This window comes from Caulobacter sp. FWC2 (assembly GCF_002742625.1).
GTDB lineage: Bacteria > Pseudomonadota > Alphaproteobacteria > Caulobacterales > Caulobacteraceae > Caulobacter.
Genome location: NZ_PEBF01000001.1, coordinates 383624 through 403750 on the forward strand (window position 1 = coordinate 383624; position 20127 = coordinate 403750).

Sequence of the window (20127 nt, forward strand, 5' to 3'; positions counted from 1 at the left end):
GCGAGGGATGATGAAAGCCCAATCCCTTTCTCGTCGTGACGCGGTCCGCGCGGCCCTGCTGGCCTGGTACGACGCCCAGGCCCGTACCCTGGCCTGGCGCGTCTCGCCCGCCGACCGCCGCGCCGGCGTGCGCGGCGACCCCTACCGCGTCTGGCTGTCGGAGGTGATGCTGCAGCAGACCACCGTGCCGCACGCCACGCCGTACTTCCTGAGCTTCACCCAGCGCTGGCCGACCGTCTCGGACCTGGCGGCGGTGGAGGACGGCGACCTGATGGCCGCCTGGGCGGGGCTCGGCTACTACGCCCGGGCCCGCAACCTGCTGGCCTGCGCGCGGGCCGTGGCCGGCGAGCACGGAGGGGTCTTCCCGGACACCGAGGAGTCCTTGCGCGCCCTTCCCGGCGTCGGGGCCTATACCGCCGCTGCCGTGGCCGCGATCGCCTTCGACCGCGCCGCCAATGTCGTCGACGGCAATGTCGAGCGGGTGATGGCGCGGCTGTTCGCCGTCGAGGCGCCGATGCCGGACAGCAAGCCCGAGCTGAAGGCCCTGGCCGGCGACCTCGTCACCGACGATCGTCCCGGCGACTGGGCCCAGGCGCTGATGGATCTTGGGGCCACGGTCTGCAAGCCCAAGGCCCCGCTGTGCGACCGCTGTCCGATCTCGACCTGGTGCGCGGCCTACAAGGGCGGCGCGCCGGAGACCTATCCGCGCAAGACCAGGAAGGCCGACCGCCCGCGCCGGTTCGGCGTCGCCTATGTCCTGACGCGCGGCGACGAGGTCGCCCTGGTGCGCCGGCCTCCGAAGGGCCTGCTGGGCGGGATGCTGGGCCTGCCGACCAGCGACTGGCGCGCGACGTCGTGGTCAGATGCGGAGGCGGTCGAGGTCGCCCCGGTTGCCGGGGCCTGGCGCGACCTCGGCGCGGTCGAGCACGTCTTCACGCACTTCTCCCTGACGCTGCGGGTGTTCGCTGCCGCCAAGGAAGGAAATGGCGGCGCGAGCGCCGGCGACTTCGTCTGGACCCCGCGCGAGGGCCTGGGCGCGCTGCCTAGCGTGTTCCTCAAGGCGGCGCTGGCGGCGGAGCGGTTGCTGTAGGCGGGATGGCTACCGGCCTTTCAGGGCGGTGACCGCATCGACAAAATCATTGCCGAATATTTTCAGCAGAAAGGCCGCGATCACCAGGATCACCGAATAGCTCAGGGCGGAGATGACTCCTATCAGGATGTCCTTCCACAAGGGGCGGCCTTGCAGCAGTGCATCACGCTGGATGGAGGGCGTCTGATCTTCCAGCGTGATCTGGGCATAGGCGGATAGAGCGCCATCGGCGGTTTCGCGGAAGGCTTGCAGCGTCGTTGGCGTCCATTGCCGAGAAAAGCCACGCAGTTCGGCCATCGTTGGCGCTCGGCCTTCGCGGGCTCTGTGATCGAGCAGCCATTCCCGCTTGGCCTGCTTGTAGAGACCGTAGGCGATGAACCCTTCGATATCGTCCGAGGCGCGGACCAATTGGTCGAAGACCGGATTGTAGTCGGTCGTCGCCATGCGGGTGGGCTATTTCCTGGCCAGGACCGACTTGGCGCCGGCCAGGGCGCGTTCGTGCACGTCGCGGCTCAAGGCGACGACCTTGCTGCCGTCAGGGCGTCGGATTTCCTGCAGAACGCTGCCATTCCGCGCGCGGAAAGTGACGGCGCTTACGATCGCCCTGTTCGCGGATATCTTGCTGATGTGGACCATAAGGTGAACATTGCCGTCCCGCGTCCGGTCAGGCAAGGGCTCGGGGAGAAAATGAGCGCCTCAGTTCATCCCCGCCCGCACCTGGGCCCGCAGGACGTCGATCGGGGCCAGGCCCGCGTCGGTCTTGAAGTGCCAGTAGGTCCAGCCGTTGCAGGCCGGAGCCGACTGCACCAGGGCGCCGATCTTGTGGATCGAGCCCGACAGGTCGCCGACCGTGATCGAGCCGTCCGGGCGGACCTTGGCGGCGTGGTTGCCCTTGGAGCAGTACAGGGTGTCGCCCGGCGACAGCAGGCCGCTCTCGACGATGGTGCCGAACGGCACGCGCGGCTCGGCGCGCTTTGAGCCCATCACGTCCAGGTCTTCCGGCGCGATCGGCACGACCTTGGCGATGCGGGCCTTGGCGTGTTCGAGATATTCGGCCTCGCGCTCGATGCCGATGAACTTGCGGCCCAGGCGCTTGGCGGCCGCGCCGGTGGTGCCGACGCCGAAGAACGGATCCAGGATCACGTCGCCCGGCTTGGTGGTCGACAGGATCACCCGATAGAGCAGGGCTTCGGGCTTCTGGGTCGGGTGGGCCTTGTGGCCGTCCACGCCCTTGATGCGCTCCTCGCCGGTGCACAGCGGGATGGTCCAGTCCGAGCGCATCTGCACCTCGTCATTGGCCATTTTCAGGGCGTCGTAGTTGAAGGTGTAGCGCTTGGCGTTCTGGCTCTTCGACGCCCAGATCAGGGTCTCGTGGGCGTTGGCGAAGCGGGTGCCCTTGAAGTTGGGCATCGGGTTGGACTTGCGCCAGACGATGTCGTTGAGGATCCAGAAGCCCAGGTCCTGCACGGCCACGCCGACGCGGAAGATGTTGTGATAGCTGCCGATCACCCAGATCGCGCCGTCGTCCTTCAGCACCCGGCGGGCGGCCTTCAGCCATTCGCGGGTGAACTTGTCGTAGGCGGCGAAGCTCTCGAACTGGTCCCAGTGGTCGTCGACCGCGTCGACCTTGGAATTGTCGGGACGCAGCAGGTCGCCGCCCAGCTGCAGGTTGTAGGGCGGATCGGCGAAGATCAGGTCGACCGACTTCTCCGGCAGGGCGTTCATCTGCTCGATGCAGTCGCCCAGGATGATGGTTTCCGGCCCGAACTTCATGTCCCGCGTCCCTACAAAAGAGAGCGGAATCATGAGTCTTGCTGGTAAATGCGGAGTGATCAGACGTGGTTAGCGGGGCGTTAATGCGACCCTGGGACGACTATTTGAGTCCGACCAGACTCAAAACCTCTTTCGGATCAGAGGTCTAGGTCGTCGCCCAGCGCCAACTCACCGGCCAGGGCGGCCTTCACCGGGGCCCAGCCCATGCGGTGGATCGGCGAAGGGCCCAGCTTGCGCAGGCCCTCGACGTGGATCGGGGCGTGATAGCCCTTGTGGCCGGCGAAGCCGTAGCCGGGATAGACCGCGTCCATCTCGACCATGATCCGGTCGCGGGCCTCCTTGGCCAGGATCGAGGCGGCGGCGATCGAGCACGATAGGGCATCGCCCTTGACCACGGTCTTGATCGGGCAGGGCAGCTTGAAGGCGTAATTGCCGTCGACCAGCGCGATGGTCGGCGTCACCGACAGGCCCTCGATCGCCCGGCACATGGCCAGGCCCGTGGCGTGCAGGATATTCAGCTCGGCGATCTCCTCGATCGAGGCCATGCCCACGCCCCAGGCGATGGCGACGGCCTTGATCTCTTCCTCCAGGGCCGCGCGGGCCTTGGCGGTGAGCTTCTTGGAGTCGTTGAGGCCCTTGGGCACCCGGTCGGGATCCAGGATCACGGCGCCGGCGCTGACCGGTCCGGCCCAGGGACCGCGCCCAGCCTCGTCCACCCCGCAGACCGGCCCCGGTCCGCAGGCCAGTTCCAGCATCATGTCGGGTCCGGTGCGCATCGGCGGATGTCTAGGCCGGTTCGCGGTCCTGGAAAAGGAGTTTACGGGCGTAATAATTTCTCTTGACGGCTGGCGGGCGTCGCTACTCAATTGTTTACGAGTGTAATACGGGGGCGAGCATGGACCAGGCCTATCGGCGCGACATCGACGGCCTGCGCGCCGTGGCGGTGGCGGCCATCGTCATCCACCACGCCTTTCCGGGTCTGCTGCCGGGCGGCTTCGTCGGGGTGGACGTGTTCTTCGTCATCTCCGGCTTCCTGATCACCCGGCTGATCGCGCAAGCGCGGGACGCGGGGACGTTCTCGTGGGGCGGTTTCTACCTGCGCCGGGCCCGGCGGATCATTCCGGCCTACCTGCTGGTCGTGCTGGTCACCGCGGCCCTGGCGGTGGTGATCGAGATGCCGCGCCTGCTGGCCATGACCGGCGCGGCCACCGCCACCTCGGGCCTGTTCGCGGCCAATATGCTGTTCACCCAGACCGCCGGCTATTTCGCGCCGGGCGCCCAGCAGAACCCTCTGCTGCACCTGTGGTCGCTGGGCGTGGAGGAGCAGTTCTACCTGGTCTGGCCGGCGCTGATCGGCCTGCTGTCGTGGAAGCCTCTGCGCGGGATGCGGGCGACATTGGCGCTGGTCCTGCTGCTGGCCTCGCTGGTGCTGGCCCAGATCCTGGTCGGACGCGGCGCGACGACCTGGGCCTTCTTTGGCCTGCCGACGCGGGTCTGGGAGTTCCTGGCCGGCGGGGTCCTGGCCCTGGGCCTGGTCAAGCCGCCGGGGGACCGGACCACCGCCAATCTGGCCGGGATCATCGGTGGACTGATGATCGCCGGCAGCCTGGCCCTGCTGAACGAGGCCAGCGCCTTTCCGGGCCTCTCGGCCGTTCCGGTCTGTCTGGGGACGGCTCTGCTGATCTGGAGCGGCCTGGGCGCCGGCCCAGGTCTGGCCGTGCTGCGCCTGGCGCCGGTCGTCGGCCTGGGGCGGGTGTCGTACGCCCTTTATCTCTGGCACTGGCCGCTGCTGGTCCTGGCCGCCGACATCGGCCAGCAGCCGCTGACGACGCTCCAGCGCCTGGGCCTCCTCGCCCTGTCCCTGGCCCTGGCCGTCGTGACCTGGCGGCTGATTGAGCAGCCGTTCCGGCGCGGTCCGGTCGATCGGCCCTGGCGGCGCCTGGGCGTCCGGCTGCTGCCGCTGCTGGTCCCGATCGCCGCCGGCGCGGTGCTGTTCGTCAGCCACGGCCTGCCCCAGCGTCTGTCGCCGGCCGCCAGGGCGCTGGCCGACCTGGAGGAGACCGACGTCAACCCGGCCCGCAAGGCCTGTTTCGAGAAGGCCAGGACGGCCAAGCCCGAGGATTGTCGCTTCGGCGCCGCCCCGGGTCTTCAGGGCGACGACGTCCTGGTCTGGGGAGACTCCCACGCCGACGCCCTGACGCCCGGCGTAGTGGCATGGGCGACGCCACGCGGCTGGAGCGTCCGCGAGGCAGCGCGTGGCGGCTGCCCGCCGCTGGTCGGGGTCAATGTCCGCACGATGTACCGCTTCAAGCTGGAGTGCGCCGCCGCCGCCGACCAGGCCATGGCCCTGATCGCCTCAGACCCGAAGCTGAAGCTGGTGGTGTTGATGAGCCGCTGGCCGCTCTATCGCGACGCGCCGCCGTTCTACGACGTCAACTCGCCGCGCGTGACGATGGAGGTCATGGGCCAGCCCGGGAAGCGTCAGCGCGTGTCGACCGCCCTGAAGGCCACGCTGGACGCCATCGCCCGCTTGCGGCCCGACGTCCGGGTGCTGGTGGTCGGGCCGTTCCCGGAGCTGACCCTGGGCGCGCCCGAGTGCCTGGCCCAGCAGAAGCAGCTCGGCGGCCCGCCGGGGGTCTGCGCCAGCGTCGCCGCCGACCTGCCCCTGTCGCGAGCCCTGCCGGCCGAGGACGCCCTGCGCGCCGCCGTCCAGGATCGCCCAAACGTGGCGGTGGTGTTTCCGTCCGAGACCCTGTGCCGCAACGATCGTTGCCTGGCGATGATGGACGGGGAGCCGATCTATTTCGACGACGACCACCTCAGCGCCTCGGGCGCGCGCCGCCTGGCGCCAACGTGGCTGGAAACGGGTTGGTCACGCTTGGAGAAACCGGATCCGGCGCGTTTAGATGGGCCATGACCTTCAAGACCCTTGCTGTCGCCTTCGCCCTGCTGTCGACCGTCGCGCCAAGCCTCGCCCATGCCGATGAGGGCGGCTGGAAGCTGGTCTGGTCGGACGAGTTCGACGGCGACCGGCTGGACGACTCCAAATGGACCTACGCCGCCGACTGCGGCGGGGGCGGCAATGACGAGCGGCAGTGCTACGTGTTCAGCCCACAGACGGTGTCCGTCGGCGGCGGCGTGCTGAAGCTGACGACGATCAAGCGCAAGACCCAGGGCCTGACCAATCCGTGGGCCGGACCGACGGGGCCGATGAAGACCGGCGACTACGCCTCGGGCAAGATCCTGACCAAGGGCAAGGCCTCGTGGCGCTACGGGCGGATCGAGGCGCGGGCGCGCGTCCCCGGCGGCCAGGGCGTCTGGCCGGCGATCTGGATGATGCCGGAGCGCTCGGCCTATGGCGGCTGGCCGCGCTCGGGCGAGATTGACATCCTTGAGACGGTCAATCTGGGCGCGCCGTGCGGATCCTGCGAGGGCGGCCGCGAGAACCGGATCTTCGGCACGATCCACTTCGCCGGCGACGCGGCCGGCGCCCACAGGCAGGTCAGCACGGGCGCACCGATGCCGGCCTCCGCGACCGGCTTCCACGTCTACGCCGTCGAGTGGTCGCCCGAGGCCATCGTCTGGTTCGTCGACGGCCAGCGCTACGCCGAGGCCAAGGCGGCGCAGTGGAAGCGCGACGACCGCAACATGTCCGCCGCGCCGTTCGACCAGCCCTTCCACCTGATCCTCAACCTGGCCTTCGGCGGCCGCTGGCCCGAAGGCGCCAACGCCAAGGGCGTCGACGAAGAGGCGCTGCCGGCGACGATGGAGGTGGATTGGGTGCGGGTGAGCCAGAAACCCTAACGCATGTCGAGGGTCAGCCAGCGGACGGGCTAGTCGAAGGAGCTCGGGGGCCAAAGGCTTCCGCCAGATATGAAGCGCCAAGTCAGGGACAGCTTTCGACCCTAGTCGGACTCTCGCCCTCTAGTTACATTTGCGCATGGTCAAGTTCTGGAAGACCCTCGTTTTGGGCGTTCTTATCGTCCTGCCGCCCTTGAACGGCTCAATTGCGGCTGCGCCATCGACGGCGCGCGGCGAGTGGACCTTAAAGTGTATCGCGGGCAAGGACGAGTTCGCGTCAAACTGTGAAGCCGTGAAATTGACGCCCGGCTGGCGCGTGGAAATCAGCACGGGCGATAGCCAGCTATTCCTCGCGGTCGAAGCAATAGTTTGCCCAGCAGGGGGAGAACAAAAGTCGTGGTGGCGTGACGAGATAGCGGGTTTGAGTGCAGCTAAGCGCGCAGCAAAGCTCAATCAGGCGCTGGAACAAATGCGCCGTTCGGTGCGCCACCAATGTCCAAGCGCCTCGTCGAATGGCCCCAGCCTTGATCGATTTCCTGACATTGCCGTTCACGGTGATCCCTAAAAAGGCCGAGATCGCCAACGTCACCTCAGGACCGACAACCACCCTGAACAGCCCTTCGCCCGGTCCGCTCGCCGGCATGGCGCCCAAGGACCGGTCTCAGGCGCGGCCTTCATTTCCGCACCCGACCCTTCTCGGCCCCCAGCGATGTCCGCTCGCGGACGATTTGCCGGATGGGCGTTTGCACGCCTCAGGCGAAAGCTTGTTCGCCGCATTGTTGCTTGTGTTGGCCCTTATCTCGCGGGCGTTGGGGGCTCCGGCAAGTCCGGAGCGCTCATGTTTGTGAACGTCTCCTCAAGCTTTTCGAGCGTCTTCCTGAATGCGTCGGAGCTCAAAGGAGCCGCTTGCAATAGATATTCGCGCCAATCTTCTCTGGCTGCAAATCGTATCATGGATAACTTCATGTATACTTCCGGCATTTGGAATTTCTTAAAAACGCCGTTTTCTATGTCTTCGCGCAGAGCTTTCTCTATGGATTTAAGGGAATGATACCTGCCGACGAACTCGGGAATCAGGGTGTTCATGGTGGTAGTTAGATATTCCTTTTCGTCGCTGGAAAATTGTTTCAGCGAAAAAGGATACCGTCCGCCTTGGCGCATGGGAGATCGCATAACGATAGCGTAGCCACCCTTTGTCGAGAGTGCGCGTTGAAAGACTGACGAAACATCTCGATTTTCGGCATAGATGAATATTCCGACCTCAGGAGACCATCTTGCGCGCTCTAGGCTGATCTTGATGCAGATGTCGTTGCATTTTGCGGAAATTTCCTTAGACGTAAGCTTGCCTTTTTTTGCGTATTTAGCAACGCCCAGTGATAGATATTCCACCAAGTTATTCATCATATTTCAGCTTCCGCATTTAACGATATTCAACTCGAAGAACCGAAATCATGGCGAACGGGGAAAACGCGGCTGACGACTCTCCGAATTCCGCAATGTGGATTGAACAGCGTACGCGCAGCTTCTGGCAACGGACCATTGCACTCAAGCTAGTGAAGTCGACGTCCGCTCCCCCACCCTTCTCTGACCTCCGCGATGTCTGCTTGCGGGCCAAAGGTCAAATGTCCGGTTTTCGGGCGGCGGCCTGATTTCCGCTCCCCACCCTCAGCGGACCGTGAGGGCGGTGAGGGCTCGCCCTAAACCCGCGTCGCCATCGCCCGGCATTCCTCATGCCGATAGCACCCCACCAGGTGGTCATTGACCAGGCCGGTGGCCTGCATGAAGGCGTAGACGATCACCGGGCCGCAGAACTTGAAGCCCCTGGCCTTCAGGGCCTTGGCCATGTCGACGGCCAGCGGGGTCTGGGCCGGGACCTCGCCGGCGCGCCATTGGTTCTGGATCGGCGCGCCGCCGACCATGTCCCACAGGAGCTGGCCGAAGTCCTCGCCGCGCTCGCGCATGTCCAGATAGATCCGCGCGCCCGATATGGCCGCGTCGATCTTGCCGTTCGAGCGGATGATCCCGGCGTCGGCCATCAGTCGCGCCCTATCGTTCTCGTCGAAGCGGGCGACTTTCTCCGGATCGAAGTCGGCGAAGGCGGCGCGGAAGCCCTCGCGCTTGCGCAGGATGGTGATCCACGACAGGCCGGCCTGGAAGCCGTCCAGAACCAGCTTCTCCCACAGGGCGCGGCTGTCCCACTCGGGCACGCCCCACTCGTGGTCGTGATAGGCCTCGTAGAACGGGTCGCCGTTCATGCCTTTCCAGGTGCAGCGCGTGTGCTCGGTCATGCGGTGACGCTAGCAGAAGATCGCGGGCTGGCTAGAACTTTTCGGGAACATGAAAGCCGTAGCGACCGGATCGGCCGCTTCGTGCGTTGAAGGGATCAGAGGGAACAAACCAAGGAGCAGACGCCGATGAAGCGCCTGAAGACTCTCGCACTGTTGGCCCTGGCGACCGCGACGCTCGCCGCCACCCCTGTCCTGGCTCAACGCCACGACCGCGACGACAACCCGCCTGGCCCGCGTGGCGGCCCCGGCACCAACTGGGAGAACCCACCAGGCTGGCGTGGCGGTCCCGGCGCGTCTCCGGACCGGCGCTACTACCGCTGGAGCGGCAAGCGCGTCGAGTTCCGCTACAAGAACGGATACTACTACAACCGCGCCTACGGCTACTATCACCCGCGCTATGGCTGGTGGAACCAGCGCGGCAAATGCTGGCTCGACAATGACAACAACCCGCCCGGTCCGCGCGGCGGTCCCGGTACCAACTGGGAGAACCCGCCCGGTTGGCGCGGCGGTCCCGGCGCGTCGCCCGATCGCTTCCGCAGCTGCCGCTAGCTAGGGTCTAAGACAGCAGCCAGGCCGGTCGGTCCACCCGGACCGGTCGGCCGTCGGCGCTCAGGTCCGCGCCCTCGATGCGGTCGAGGCGCAGCAGGGCCATGGCCCGGCCGTCGCGGCCGCTCAGCACCTCGCCGGCCCGAAGCTCGCCGGCCAGCACCTCGGTCCCGAAGGCCGGGGCGGGGCCGTCGAAGACGATCGGCAACATGCGGTTCTTGATCACGCCACGCCGCTTCATGCGGCTGGTGGTTTCCTGGCCGACGAAGCAGCCCTTCTTGAAGTCGATGCCGGCCATCAGGTCGAAGTCGGCCTCGATCGGATAGGTGGTCTCGCTGCCCCAGTCGGCGGGGCCGGGAACGCCCAGCGCCAGGCGGTGGGCCTCGTAGGCGTCCTCGTCGGCGTTCGCCGGGCGGTCGTCATAGGCGCGCAGGCCCAGGCCCGGCAGGCGCGGGTCGGCATAGGGGCCGGCGGCGCCGTCGCCGAACACCGCCAGCACCGGCGTATCGCTGGCCTCCAGCGTCACCTTGGCGCGCAGGCGGTACATGATCAGCCGCGTCAGGATCGCCGCGCGGTGCTGGGCCGCCACGTCCAGCAGGGCGCCGTCTTCCGTCCCGGCCACGAACAGGTCGTAGAGCAGCTTGCCCTGCGGCGTCAGCAGGCCTGCGAAGCGCAGCTCGCCCGGCGCGAGGGTCTCGACGTCCTGGGTCAGCAGGCCTTGCAGGAAGCTCTTCCAGTCCGGGCCGGACACGGCGATGACGGCGCGGGAGGCGAGGTGGGCGACAACAAGCGTGCTCATGCCAGCGATATAGTCCCGACACGGGGTCGCCGCCACGCTGGGTTTCGCCGCGACGCCATGTCGCAGGACGCAGAAAGCTCAACCGTTAACGTGGGATGCGCCGACTCGCCGACTGATCTATGGATAGTCCGATGACACAGCGGGCCTTCCCGATTCTCTTCATCACGGCCACCCGCATCGGTGATGCGGTGCTTTCGTCCGGCCTTATCAAGATGCTGGCCGACCAGATCCCCAACGCGCGCTTCACGATCGTCGCCGGCCCGCTGGCCGCGCCGCTGTTCGCCCACGTGCCGGGCCTGGACCGCGTGATCGTCATGGAGAAGGGCAAGGGCAAGGGCCACTGGTTCAAGCTCTGGCGGCAGGTGCGCCACAAGAAGTGGAGCCTGATCGTCGACCTGCGCGGCTCGGCTACGGCCCTCTTCCTGCGCCGCGACAAGCGGGCGATCTGGAAGAAGCTGCCGGGCGAGGTGGTGCACAAGGTGGTCGACGCCGCCCGCACCCTGAAGCTGGAAGGCGATCCGCCCGCGCCGCACCTCTACATCACCCCCGACGTCCAGGCCCTGGCGGACGACCTGCTGGCCGGGGACGGGCCGATCCTGGCCGTCGGACCGGCCGCCAACTGGGTCGGCAAGGTCTGGCCGATCGAGCGCTTCACCCAGACGGCGGCCCGGCTGCTGGACAAGGACGGCCCGATGGCCGGCGGACGCCTGCTGATCCTGGGCGGACCGGAAGATACCCGCATGGTCGACGAGCTGCGCATGGCCTCCGCGCGCGGCCGGACCATCGACCTGACCGGCAAGGTCGACCTGCTGACCGCCTATGCCTGCCTGAAGCGCGCGCGGCTGTTCATCGGCAACGACTCGGGCCTGATGCACATCGCCGCCGCCGCCGGCGCGCCGACCCTCGGCCTGTTCGGCCCCTCGGACGAGCGCCGCTACTCCCCCTGGGGCGACCAAGCCGTGGCCGTACGTGGGCCTCGCACCTTCGACCAGTTCCTGGCCGTCGACCCCGATCTCTCCCAGGCCATCCGCCACATGAGCGACCTGCCGGTGGCCACCGTGGTCCGCGAAGCCAAGGCCCTGCTGCTCCGCACCGCCCCCGCCGCCGAGGTCTCGCCGCAGGAAGCGGTGGTCGAGGAGACGATCGCGGAGCAAGTCGCCGGCGTCGAGATCGCGCCGCCGACGGAGGAGCCTTCGCCAGAGCCCGTCGAGGCGGTGGTTGCCGAAGTCTCGTCTGAAGACGCCGTCGTCGAGGAAGCGCTGATCGAGGACCGTGAACTCGAAGAGGTCGCCCCCTCCGCCGCTCATCCCCGCGAAAGCGGGGACCCAAGCTGAGCGAGACGGTCTCACGCTGCTGATCTGGTCGGCCCCGTATGGGTCCCCGCTTTCGCGGGGATGAGCGGATAATGGTTGCGGGGTTTGAATAGGGCTCCTACGACCGCGAAAACCCCATCGCCAGGAGCCGTCCCATGACCCAGACCTTCGACCTGATCGTGCGCGGCGGCGAAGTGGTCAACCACGCGGGACGCGGGATCACCGACATCGGCGTCCGAGGCGGCAAGATCGTCGCCATCGGCGACCTGTCCCACGCCTCGGCCGGCGAGGTGTTCGACGCCACGGGCCTCACGGTCCTGCCGGGCGTGATCGACAGCCAGGTCCACTTCCGCGAGCCGGGCCTGGAGTGGAAGGAAGACCTGGAGAGCGGCTCGCGCGGCGCGGCCCTGGGCGGCGTGGTCGCCGTGTTCGAGATGCCCAACACCGAGCCGACCACCACCGATCCCGACGCCCTGGCCGACAAGCTGGCCCGCGCCAAGAACCGGATGCACACCGACCACGCCTTCTATGTCGGCGGCACCCACGAGAACGCCAACTTCCTGGGCGAGCTGGAGCGCCTGCCGGGCTGTTGCGGCATCAAGGTATTTATGGGCGCCTCGACCGGCTCGCTGCTGGTGCAGGACGACGAGGGCGTCGAGAACGTGCTGCGCCACGTCAACCGCCGCGCGGCGTTCCACTCCGAGGACGAATACCGCCTGGCCGACCGCCGCCACCTGGCCCGTCCCGGCGACTGGACCAGCCACCCGGAGGTGCGCGACGCCCAGGCCGCCCTGCAGTCGACCCACCGCCTGGTCCGCATCGCCAAGAACCTCGGCAAGCGCATCCACGTGCTGCACGTCACGACCAAGGAAGAGATCGACTTCCTGGCCCAGAACAAGGACGTCGCCAGCGTCGAGGTCACGCCCCAGCACCTGACCCTGGTGGCGCCCGAGGCCTATGAGCGCCTGAAGGGCTTTGCCCAGATGAATCCGCCGATCCGCTCGGCCGACCACGTGGCCGGCGTCTGGCGCGGGATCGAGGCCGGCATCGCCGACGTGCTGGGCAGTGACCACGCTCCCCACACCCGCGAGGAGAAGGCCCGCCCCTATCCGGCCTCGCCCTCGGGCATGCCGGGCGTGCAGACCCTGGTGCCGGTCATGCTGACCCACGTGGTCGACGGCAAGCTCAGCCTCGAGCGCTTCGTCGACCTGACCAGCCACGGCGTCAACCGCGTGTTCGGCCTGGCCGACAAGGGCCGCATCGCCGAGGGCTTCGACGCCGACTTCACCATCGTCGACATGAAGGCCCGCAAGGTCATCACCCACGACCAGATGGCCAACCGCGCCGGCTGGACCCCCTTCGACGGCTTCGAAGCCAAGGCCTGGCCGGTGGCGACCATCGTGCGCGGCATCGTGGTCATGCGCGACGACGAGATCGTCGCCGAAGGTCGTGGCGAGCCGGTGCGGTTCCTGGAGACGCTGAGCGGCTAGTCGGGGCGGGGAGGGCGCTCTTCCGGGGCGGAGAGGGTTCCGCTTCTCTCCTCCCCTCTTGGGGGAGGGGGACCGCCGAACGGCGGTGGAGGGGGAGGGCCGGATTGAACACCCCTATGAGCCGCGACATAACTTAGACCATGGACACTTCCGACTCCGCCCCCTTCCGCGACGCCCGCTACGCGCCCCGGGCGCTGGACGTCGAACGTCACGGCGACACCCTGATCCTGCGCAATCCGATGGCCTATTCGGACGCGGTGCGGACGACCACTCAGCCCCTGGCGCGCTGGGCCGTCGAGGCGCCGGACCGGGTCTGGCTGGCGGAACGAGACGGCGACGATTGGCGAAAGGTGAGCTACGGCGAGGCCAAGGCCAAGATCGAAGCCCTGGCCGGCGGGCTCGCGGGCCTGGGCCTCTCGCGCGGCCGGCCGCTGCTGATCCTGGCCCGCAACGGGATCGACCACGCCCTGATCGCCTATGCCGCCATGAGCCTGGGCGCGCCGGCCGCGCCGGTGTCGCCGCAGTATGGGCTGAAGGGTGCGGACCTGACCCGGCTGCAGCACGCCGTCGAGCGGCTGAAGCCCGCCGCCGTCTATGCCGACGACGCCGAAGCGTTCGGCGACGCCCTGGCCGCGCCGTTCCTGGCTGGCCTGCCGGTCGTGGTCAGCCGCAACGCGCGGCCGGGCGACGTGGCCTTCGACGACCTGCTGAAGAGCGCGCCGCTCTCGCCGGTCGCCCAGCCCGACGACATCGCCAAGCTGCTGCTGACCTCCGGCTCGACGGGGCGGCCCAAGGCGGTGGTCTGCACCCATGCCAATATCGCGCTGAACGCCGCCCAGATCGAAGCCTGCTACGCCGATCCCGAGCCGCCGGTGCTGGTCAATTCCGCGCCGTGGAGCCACAGCCTGGGGGCCAACGCCATACTGCATATGGTGCTGCATCGCGGCGGGACCCTGTACATCGACGCCGGCCAGCCCGTGCCCGGCCGTTTCGCCGAGACGGTGCGGAACCTCAGCGAGGTGTCGACGACCTATCACAACATGGTCCCCGCCGGCTGGGGGCTGTTCGTCGGCGAGCTGGAGCGCGATGAGGCGCTGGCGGCGAAGTTCTTCGAAAAGGTCCGGGTGCTGCAGTACGGCGGGGCGTCGATGGCCCAGTCGATCCTCGATCGCGTCCAGGCCGTGGCGGTGAAGACCGTCGGTGAACGGATCACCTTCGCCGCAGGCTATGGCGCGACCGAGACGGGGCCGACGGCCTGCAACATCCACTGGCTGAACGCGCGCTCGGGCATGGTCGGTCTGCCGACGCCGGGCACGGCGGTGAAGCTGGTGCCTGCCGGCGACAGCGGCAAGTTCGAGATCCGGGTGAAGGGGCCGCAGGTCTCGCCGGGCTATCTGGATCAGCCGGAAGCCACCATACAGGCCTTCGACGAGGACGGCTTCTATCGCCTGGGCGACGCCGCCCGGCTGGCCGATCCGGAGGATCCGGCGGCGGGGCTGGTGTTCGACGGACGACTGGTCGAGAACTTCAAGTTGGCCAGCGGCACCTTCGTGGCGGCGGGCGCCCTGCGGGTGGCGGCGGTGTCGGCGATCGGCGGTGTGGTCTCCGACGCGGTGGTTTGCGGCGAGGGCCAGGACGGGGTGGGCCTGATGCTGTTCCTCGACGCCAAGGCCTGCGAGCGGCTAAAAAACGAAAGAGAGGGTGACGGCGAAGCGGTGAGGGCCGCGATCGTCGATGGCCTCTCGCGGATGAACGCCTCGGCCAAGGGCGGCGGCGGCAAGGTGCTGCGCGCCCTGATCCTGGACGGCGCCCCCGACGCGGCCAGCGGCGAGCTGACCGACAAGGGCTATATCAACCAGGCGATGGCGCGGGACCGCCGGCCGAGAGAACTGGCGCGGCTGTTCGCGGAGAACCCCGATGCGGGGGTGCTGATCTTCTGATCCCACAAACCCCGCTCATCCCCGCGAAAGCGGGGACCCAAGCGGCGTTTCTAAAGATGCCTCGGTCAGCTCAGCTTGGGTCCCCGCTTTCGCGGGGATGAGCGGTTTGGGTGAGGTTTGGGGCCACCCCCAAACAGATCAGCAGCTGACCGAAATAGTAGAGTCCCCAGACCGCCAGGCCGGTGATCAGATTGTCCGGCAGCGGTCCCAGGCGGCCGAAGATCAGCAGGTCGGAGACCACGAACATCAAAGCGCCCAGGCCGACGGTCTTGAACGGGAAGCGGCTCATCAGCGCGGTGGCGGCCATCACCGCCAGGAACAGGCTGTAGGCCGTGACACCGTTGTCGCCGCTGGACAGCAGGCGGGAGGCCCAAACCACGGCGGGGGCCACGACTAACGGCGCTACCGAGCCTCCCCGGTAGTGGCGCAGGTAGAGGACACTGGCCACCACATGGCCCAGCAGGAACGACACCGCCCCAACCGTCAGGCCATGGGTCTCGAGCAATACGTCGCCGCCCGCGCCGAACGCCATGACCGCCGTCAGCAGCCAGCCGTCGAGCGACCGGGCTCGCAGCGCCGCATGGACCGCTAGCAGCGCCACGCCGGCGCCCTTCCAGGCGGTCTCGACACTCGGCGGCAGGGTCAGCCCCCAGGTCGCGACATAGCTGACGCCGGCGATGACGGACGCGATCAGCGTCCACCGCGCGGCCGTGCTCATCCCTGGCATGGTGCGTTTTCCCCCGATTTTGCCGATCAGACTGCAATGGCGACCGCCCGATACGCAACCGGGTTGGCGGCCTTGCCGAAATGTCGGAGACAGGAGGCATAAAAGCGGAGGAACTCATGAACGGCGCGGACGCCCTGATCACCACCCTGGCCGACAACGGGGTCGTCGCCTGCTTCGCCAATCCCGGCACCAGCGAGATGCAGTTCGTCTCGGCCCTGGACCGCGAGCCGCGCATGCGCTCGGTGCTGTGCCTGTTCGAAGGCGTGGCGACCGGGGCCGCCGACGGCTATGGCCGCATGGCCGGCAAGCCCGCCTGCACCCTGCTGCACCTGGGGCCAGGCTACGCCAACGGCGCGGCCAACCTGCACAACGCCCGGAGGGCGTACACGCCGGTGGTCAATGTCATCGGCGACCACGCCACCTATCATCGGGGCTTCGACGCGCCGCTGAACAGCGACATCGCCGCCCTGGCCGCTCCCAACGCGCTCTGGGTCCACTCGGCCGAGACCGCCGACAGCGTCGGCCCGCTGGCCGCCGAGGCGATCATCGCCAGCTATGGGACGCCAGGCGGCAACGCCTGCCTGATCCTGCCCGCCGACGCGGCCTGGAACGAGGCGACGGTCAAGGGACCGGTGGTGACGCCGCCGGCCTTCGCCGCGCCCGACATGGCCGTGATCGACACGGTCGCCAAGGCGCTCGGAAACGCCAAGACGCCGGTGCTGCTGGTGGGCTCGGGCGCTTGCGGCGAGGCCGCCCTGGCCGCCGCCGGGCGGCTGGCGGCGCACGGCGTCCGCGTGCTGACCGACACCTTCACGTCGCGCCAGGCCCGGGGCGAGGGCCGCTTCCGGCCCGACAAGCTGCCCTATTTCGGCGAACAGGCCCTGAAGGACCTCGACGGCGTCGACCTGATGGTCCTGGTCTCGACCCAGCGGCCTGTGGCCTTCTTCGCCTATCCGGACCGGCCCAGCGTGCTGGTCCCCGAAGGCTGCTCGGTCGAGACCCTGTGCGGTCGGGAGGTCGATGCGGCGGCGGCCCTGAACGCCCTGGCCGACGCGATCGGCGCGCCGGCGACGGCGGCGCTCGAGACCTATGCCGCGCCCGACGCCCCGGCCGGTCGCCTGGACGCCTGGGCGATCGGCGCCTCGGTCGCGCGACACATGCCGACGGACACGGTGATCTCCGACGACGCGGTGACCGCGGGCCTGCCGATCTTCACCCAGACCAAGGCGGCCCGGGCTCACGACTGGCTGTCCCTGACCGGCGGCGCGATCGGCCAGGGCATTCCGCTGGCGATCGGCGCGGCCGTGGCTTGCCCTGACCGCAAGGTCCTGGCCCTGACCGGCGACGGGGCGGGCATGTACACGGTGCAGGGCCTGTGGACGATCGTCCGCGAGCAGCTGGATGTCACCGTCGTGGTCTTCGCCAACCACGCCTACCGGATCCTCGGCATCGAGCTCTCCCGCACCGGGGCCGGCAATCCGGGGCCGGCGGCCTCGCGCCTGCTGGACCTGGGCGATCCGCGCATCGACTGGGTGAAGCTGGCCCAGGGCATGGGCATGGCGGCCGAGCGCGTCGAGACCGCCGAAGCCTTCGACGACGCCTTCGCCCGGGCCATGGCCGCGCCCGGCCCGCGCCTGATCGAGGCGGCGCTGTAGCCAAGAAAAAGGCCCGCCGGATCGCTCCGGCGGGCCTAGTCAATTAGAGATCAAGGACTGGGATCAGCTCTTGGTCTTGTTGGTCGGCAGCTTGCAGCCGCCGCCGATGCCCTTGGCCTGGGCGCAGGAGAGGAACTCCTTGGCCGCCGGCTTGGCGACGCCCGTCGGATAGCCCAACACCCAACCCGGCAGACCATCCGAGCAGGCGACTTCGACGAAGCCTTCGTTGTCGGTCGAGCCCATGATGCGGACGTCCGAGACCTTGCACGAGGCCTTGTTGAAGCCGACCAGGTCCTGGCTCAGGCGAGCGTACTGCGTGTCCTTCTTGGTGAAGGAGCAGCGATAGCCGTTGAACTCGGCCGTCAGGCAGTCGAACACCGTGCCGCCGGTGGCGGTGAACACGGCGATGGCGCCGACGTCGCTGTTCTTGCACTTCAGCTCGACGACTTCCTTCTTCGGGTCGGCGCTCGGCAGCATGCCGTACTTCTCGACGTCGCAGGGGAAGCCGGCCTTGGCCGACAGCTTGCTGTAGAAGCCGGCCTGCTCGGTCTGAGCGGCGACCGAGTCGGTCATCTTGCAGCCGCCGCCGACGAAGCTGGCCTGGGCGCAGGGGATCGACTTGACGAAGGCGCCGGTGGCCATCGTCTGCTGGTACATGTAGCCCTTGCCGTCCTGGCAGGCGACTTCGTAATAGCTGTCGGTCTTGGTGCTCAGGACGTAGCTGCGGTCCTTGATGACGCAGTTGTTGGCGGCCGCGGCGTTCAGGCCATCGACCAGCTGCAGCTGGGTCTGACGGTTGGTCAGCTTGCAGCTGACATTGCCGCCTTCTTCGTACAGCAGGCAGCTGTTGGCGACGACTTCGCCGTTCAGGCTCATCGGGTTCGTCGTCTGGACGATGTAGCCCGCGCCGCCCTTACAGGCGACTTCGAAGAACGAGTTCTTGGCGCCGGAGCCGATGGCGCGGGCGTTTTCCTGCTCGCAGGTCACGCCGGCCTTCTTGACGTAGGCGGCCAGTTGAGCGCCCGGGTTGGCGTTGCCGGGCAGCAGGCAGGCCAGACTGCCGACCTTGCCGTCAGGACCCGGCTGGCTCGATTCCAGGCAGGAATAGAGCTGCGGGGCGCCTTCCTTCTTGGCGATGACCGCGAAGCCCATGCCCTCGTTACAGGCGACTTCGTAGTACTTGTCGCCGGCCTTCTTGTCCTCGCCCAGGAACCGGGCGTCGGAGACGGTGCAGCTGGCGCCGCTGGCCTGAATGACGGCCGGGGCGTCCTTCTTGCCGATCTCGCGCGACTTGGCGTCGATGGCGGCGGGCTTGCCCTTCTCTTCCTTTGGCGCCGAAATGACGGCGGCCGGAATGAGAATGGCGACCGCGAGGGCGGCCGACAGGCCGATCGCGAAAGGCCTCATGGGTAACATCTCCTGGGTGGATTCCTCGCGCGGACATAAGCGCGTGCTTGTATCAGGGGTCAAGATACCGTCCGACCTAGGCACGACGATGACTGGGTTTCAGGGCAAAAAATGGGTTGGATCAACGATAAGCGCCGGTTGAACGGGGCCTGGGGAGAACGCAATGCGCGACGGATTTGAGGAAGAAGCGGCGCCCGAGGCGCCGGACGTCCGGAAGGCCGGGCGGCTGGTCTATCCGTTCGAGACCGCGCCCGAGGCCGGTTCGGGCGGCGCGGTCGAGGTCGCGCCGGGCGTCCTGTGGCTGCGTATGCCGCTGGGCGGCTCACTGCAGTTCATCAATGTCTGGGCCATCCAGGATGGCGAGGGCTGGGCGATCGTCGACACCGGCGTCCAGACCCGCGAGACCAGTCAGGCCTGGCGCGACGCCTTCGCCGGCGCGCTGGGCGGCAAGCCGGTCACCCGGGTGATCGTCACCCACCTGCACCCGGACCATATCGGCCTGGCCGGCTGGATCACCCGCAAGTTCGACTGTCGGCTGTGGATGACGCGGCTGGAATATTTCCAGTGCCGGATGCTGGTCGCCGACACCGGCCGCGAGGCGCCCGAGGACGGGGTGAAGTTCTTCCACGCCGCCGGCTGGGACGAGGACGCCATCGAGAACTACAAGGCCCGCTTCGGCGGCTTCGGCAAGGCGATCTACGCCCTGCCCGACAGCTACCGTCGGCTGTCGGACGGCGAGGACTTCGACATCGGCGGCAAGACCTGGCGGGTGGTGACGGGGCAGGGACACTCGCCCGACCACGCCTGCCTTTGGTGCCCCGAACTCAATGTGCTGATCTCCGGAGACCAGGTGCTGCCCCGCATCTCGTCCAATGTCTCGGTGTTCCCGACCGAGCCGGAGGCCGATCCGTTGAGCGACTGGTTGCGGTCGCTGGCCAAGGTTAAGGCGACGGTTCCCGACGACGTGATCGTCCTGCCCGCCCACAACGATCCGTTCGAGGGGCTGCACACTCGGATCGACGGCCTGATCTCCGGCCACGAGCGCGGCTTGGCGCGGCTGGAGAAGAAGCTGGCCGAGCCCAAGCGCGTGGTCGACACCTTCGGCGCCTTGTTCGCCCGGCAGATCGGGCCGGACCTTCTGGGCATGGCGACGGGCGAGGCGCTGGCCCATCTCAACTGCCTGGTCGGTCGCGGCAAGGTCCGGCGCGAGGTCGATGGCGAGGGCGTGGCCTGGTACGCGGCTTTTTCTAGTCTCGACTAGAAACGCTCGTTTGACATTTCGCATACGAAACATAATC

At 67.9% G+C, this 20127-nt stretch carries 18 protein-coding genes and 1 pseudogene; 10 read left to right on the forward strand and 9 right to left on the reverse strand.

Features of this window, described 5'->3' with window-relative positions; genetic code table 11:
- Window positions 1-10: 10 nt before the first annotated feature.
- Window positions 11-1090: an A/G-specific adenine glycosylase gene (gene mutY, locus CSW62_RS01970; RefSeq protein WP_099582137.1), complete on the forward strand. Its 1080-nt coding sequence runs from the start codon at window positions 11-13 to the stop codon at window positions 1088-1090.
- 9 nt (window positions 1091-1099) lie between these two features.
- Here the strand turns inward: mutY and CSW62_RS01975 are convergent, their stop codons facing one another.
- The 3 genes from CSW62_RS01975 to CSW62_RS01990 form a co-directional block, all read right to left on the reverse strand.
- A complete protein-coding gene (locus tag CSW62_RS01975; protein ID WP_099575539.1) occupies window positions 1100-1534 on the reverse strand; it encodes a hypothetical protein in 435 nt (144 codons plus the stop codon).
- Window positions 1535-1786: 252 nt separating this feature from the next.
- The gene (gene ccrM / locus CSW62_RS01985; RefSeq protein WP_099575541.1) at window positions 1787-2863 is read right to left on the reverse strand and encodes an adenine-specific DNA-methyltransferase CcrM; all 1077 of its coding nucleotides are present in this window, start codon (window positions 2861-2863) and stop codon (window positions 1787-1789) included.
- 137 nt (window positions 2864-3000) lie between these two features.
- Entirely contained in the window at window positions 3001-3639 is a 639-nt protein-coding gene (locus tag CSW62_RS01990; RefSeq protein WP_099575542.1) for a ribonuclease HII, read from the reverse strand.
- Between the two features lie 119 nt (window positions 3640-3758).
- On the opposite strand from CSW62_RS01990, the gene CSW62_RS01995 reads away from it, so the two are divergent.
- From CSW62_RS01995 to CSW62_RS26020, 3 genes are all read left to right on the forward strand, one after another.
- The gene (locus tag CSW62_RS01995) at window positions 3759-5780 is read left to right on the forward strand and encodes an acyltransferase family protein (protein WP_099575543.1); all 2022 of its coding nucleotides are present in this window, start codon (window positions 3759-3761) and stop codon (window positions 5778-5780) included.
- Entirely contained in the window at window positions 5777-6667 is an 891-nt protein-coding gene (locus CSW62_RS02000; protein WP_099575544.1) for a family 16 glycosylhydrolase, read from the forward strand. The genes CSW62_RS01995 and CSW62_RS02000 overlap by 4 nt, the downstream gene beginning before the upstream one ends.
- A 136-nt stretch (window positions 6668-6803) precedes the next feature.
- Entirely contained in the window at window positions 6804-7229 is a 426-nt protein-coding gene (locus CSW62_RS26020; RefSeq protein WP_143324318.1) for a hypothetical protein, read from the forward strand.
- A 230-nt stretch (window positions 7230-7459) separates the two neighbouring features.
- Here CSW62_RS26020 and CSW62_RS26025 read toward each other — a convergent pair whose 3' ends face one another.
- Together CSW62_RS26025 and CSW62_RS02010 are read right to left on the reverse strand one after the other, a co-directional pair.
- Window positions 7460-8068 (reverse strand): hypothetical protein, encoded by a 609-nt coding sequence (locus CSW62_RS26025; RefSeq protein ID WP_143324319.1) that lies wholly within the window; start codon window positions 8066-8068, stop codon window positions 7460-7462.
- 293 nt (window positions 8069-8361) lie between these two features.
- Entirely contained in the window at window positions 8362-8952 is a 591-nt protein-coding gene (locus tag CSW62_RS02010; RefSeq protein ID WP_099575546.1) for a DNA-3-methyladenine glycosylase I, read from the reverse strand.
- A 126-nt stretch (window positions 8953-9078) separates the two neighbouring features.
- On the opposite strand from CSW62_RS02010, the gene CSW62_RS02015 reads away from it, so the two are divergent.
- A complete protein-coding gene (locus tag CSW62_RS02015) occupies window positions 9079-9501 on the forward strand; it encodes a hypothetical protein (protein WP_099575547.1) in 423 nt (140 codons plus the stop codon).
- A gap of 7 nt (window positions 9502-9508) precedes the next feature.
- On the opposite strand, the gene CSW62_RS02020 is transcribed toward CSW62_RS02015, so the two are convergent.
- Window positions 9509-10297, reverse strand: a complete 789-nt coding sequence (locus CSW62_RS02020) for a folate-binding protein YgfZ (RefSeq protein ID WP_099575548.1) — start codon at window positions 10295-10297, stop codon at window positions 9509-9511.
- 131 nt (window positions 10298-10428) lie between these two features.
- On the opposite strand from CSW62_RS02020, the gene CSW62_RS02025 reads away from it, so the two are divergent.
- Window positions 10429-11631, forward strand: a complete 1203-nt coding sequence (locus CSW62_RS02025) for a glycosyltransferase family 9 protein (protein ID WP_099575549.1) — start codon at window positions 10429-10431, stop codon at window positions 11629-11631.
- A gap of 134 nt (window positions 11632-11765) precedes the next feature.
- Window positions 11766-13100 (forward strand): dihydroorotase, encoded by a 1335-nt coding sequence (locus CSW62_RS02030; protein ID WP_099575550.1) that lies wholly within the window; start codon window positions 11766-11768, stop codon window positions 13098-13100.
- A gap of 46 nt (window positions 13101-13146) precedes the next feature.
- On the opposite strand, the pseudogene CSW62_RS27360 reads toward CSW62_RS02030, so the two are convergent.
- A pseudogene (locus tag CSW62_RS27360) lies at window positions 13147-13212 on the reverse strand (hypothetical protein); the annotation flags it as partial.
- 28 nt (window positions 13213-13240) lie between these two features.
- Between CSW62_RS27360 and CSW62_RS02035 the strand changes: the two are divergent.
- The gene (locus CSW62_RS02035; protein WP_099575551.1) at window positions 13241-15040 is read left to right on the forward strand and encodes a feruloyl-CoA synthase; all 1800 of its coding nucleotides are present in this window, start codon (window positions 13241-13243) and stop codon (window positions 15038-15040) included.
- 70 nt (window positions 15041-15110) lie between these two features.
- On the opposite strand, the gene CSW62_RS02040 is transcribed toward CSW62_RS02035, so the two are convergent.
- On the reverse strand, window positions 15111-15767 hold the full coding sequence (locus CSW62_RS02040) for a lysoplasmalogenase (protein ID WP_099575552.1): 657 nt from the start codon (window positions 15765-15767) through the stop codon (window positions 15111-15113).
- A gap of 116 nt (window positions 15768-15883) precedes the next feature.
- Here CSW62_RS02040 and CSW62_RS02045 point away from each other — a divergent pair, with 116 nt between their 5' ends.
- A complete protein-coding gene (locus CSW62_RS02045) occupies window positions 15884-17422 on the forward strand; it encodes an acetolactate synthase large subunit (protein ID WP_099575553.1) in 1539 nt (512 codons plus the stop codon).
- Window positions 17423-17485: 63 nt separating this feature from the next.
- On the opposite strand, the gene CSW62_RS02050 is transcribed toward CSW62_RS02045, so the two are convergent.
- Window positions 17486-18838, reverse strand: coding sequence for a hypothetical protein (locus CSW62_RS02050; protein WP_099575554.1), 1353 nt, complete (start codon window positions 18836-18838; stop codon window positions 17486-17488).
- Window positions 18839-18992: 154 nt separating this feature from the next.
- On the opposite strand from CSW62_RS02050, the gene CSW62_RS02055 reads away from it, so the two are divergent.
- Entirely contained in the window at window positions 18993-20090 is a 1098-nt protein-coding gene (locus CSW62_RS02055) for an MBL fold metallo-hydrolase (protein ID WP_199170494.1), read from the forward strand.
- The last annotated feature ends 37 nt before the right edge of the window (window positions 20091-20127 follow it).

What these genes read in the sequence shown, in the direction of transcription:
- CSW62_RS26025 (WP_143324319.1), bottom strand. Translation starts at nt 8,068, where the DNA reads ATGATGAATAACTTGGTGGAATATCTATCACTGGGCGTTGCTAAATAC.
- CSW62_RS02020 (WP_099575548.1), bottom strand. Translation starts at nt 10,297, where the DNA reads ATGAGCACGCTTGTTGTCGCCCACCTCGCCTCCCGCGCCGTCATCGCC.
- CSW62_RS02055 (WP_199170494.1), top strand. Translation starts at nt 18,993, where the DNA reads ATGCGCGACGGATTTGAGGAAGAAGCGGCGCCCGAGGCGCCGGACGTC.
- CSW62_RS02035 (WP_099575551.1), top strand. Translation starts at nt 13,241, where the DNA reads ATGGACACTTCCGACTCCGCCCCCTTCCGCGACGCCCGCTACGCGCCC.
- CSW62_RS01975 (WP_099575539.1), bottom strand. Translation starts at nt 1,534, where the DNA reads ATGGCGACGACCGACTACAATCCGGTCTTCGACCAATTGGTCCGCGCC.
- CSW62_RS01995 (WP_099575543.1), top strand. Translation starts at nt 3,759, where the DNA reads ATGGACCAGGCCTATCGGCGCGACATCGACGGCCTGCGCGCCGTGGCG.
- CSW62_RS26020 (WP_143324318.1), top strand. Translation starts at nt 6,804, where the DNA reads ATGGTCAAGTTCTGGAAGACCCTCGTTTTGGGCGTTCTTATCGTCCTG.
- CSW62_RS02050 (WP_099575554.1), bottom strand. Translation starts at nt 18,838, where the DNA reads ATGTTACCCATGAGGCCTTTCGCGATCGGCCTGTCGGCCGCCCTCGCG.
- CSW62_RS02040 (WP_099575552.1), bottom strand. Translation starts at nt 15,767, where the DNA reads ATGCCAGGGATGAGCACGGCCGCGCGGTGGACGCTGATCGCGTCCGTC.
- CSW62_RS02030 (WP_099575550.1), top strand. Translation starts at nt 11,766, where the DNA reads ATGACCCAGACCTTCGACCTGATCGTGCGCGGCGGCGAAGTGGTCAAC.
- CSW62_RS02025 (WP_099575549.1), top strand. Translation starts at nt 10,429, where the DNA reads ATGACACAGCGGGCCTTCCCGATTCTCTTCATCACGGCCACCCGCATC.
- CSW62_RS02045 (WP_099575553.1), top strand. Translation starts at nt 15,884, where the DNA reads ATGAACGGCGCGGACGCCCTGATCACCACCCTGGCCGACAACGGGGTC.
- CSW62_RS02010 (WP_099575546.1), bottom strand. Translation starts at nt 8,952, where the DNA reads ATGACCGAGCACACGCGCTGCACCTGGAAAGGCATGAACGGCGACCCG.
- CSW62_RS02000 (WP_099575544.1), top strand. Translation starts at nt 5,777, where the DNA reads ATGACCTTCAAGACCCTTGCTGTCGCCTTCGCCCTGCTGTCGACCGTC.
- mutY (WP_099582137.1), top strand. Translation starts at nt 11, where the DNA reads ATGAAAGCCCAATCCCTTTCTCGTCGTGACGCGGTCCGCGCGGCCCTG.
- CSW62_RS01990 (WP_099575542.1), bottom strand. Translation starts at nt 3,639, where the DNA reads ATGCGCACCGGACCCGACATGATGCTGGAACTGGCCTGCGGACCGGGG.
- ccrM (WP_099575541.1), bottom strand. Translation starts at nt 2,863, where the DNA reads ATGAAGTTCGGGCCGGAAACCATCATCCTGGGCGACTGCATCGAGCAG.
- CSW62_RS02015 (WP_099575547.1), top strand. Translation starts at nt 9,079, where the DNA reads ATGAAGCGCCTGAAGACTCTCGCACTGTTGGCCCTGGCGACCGCGACG.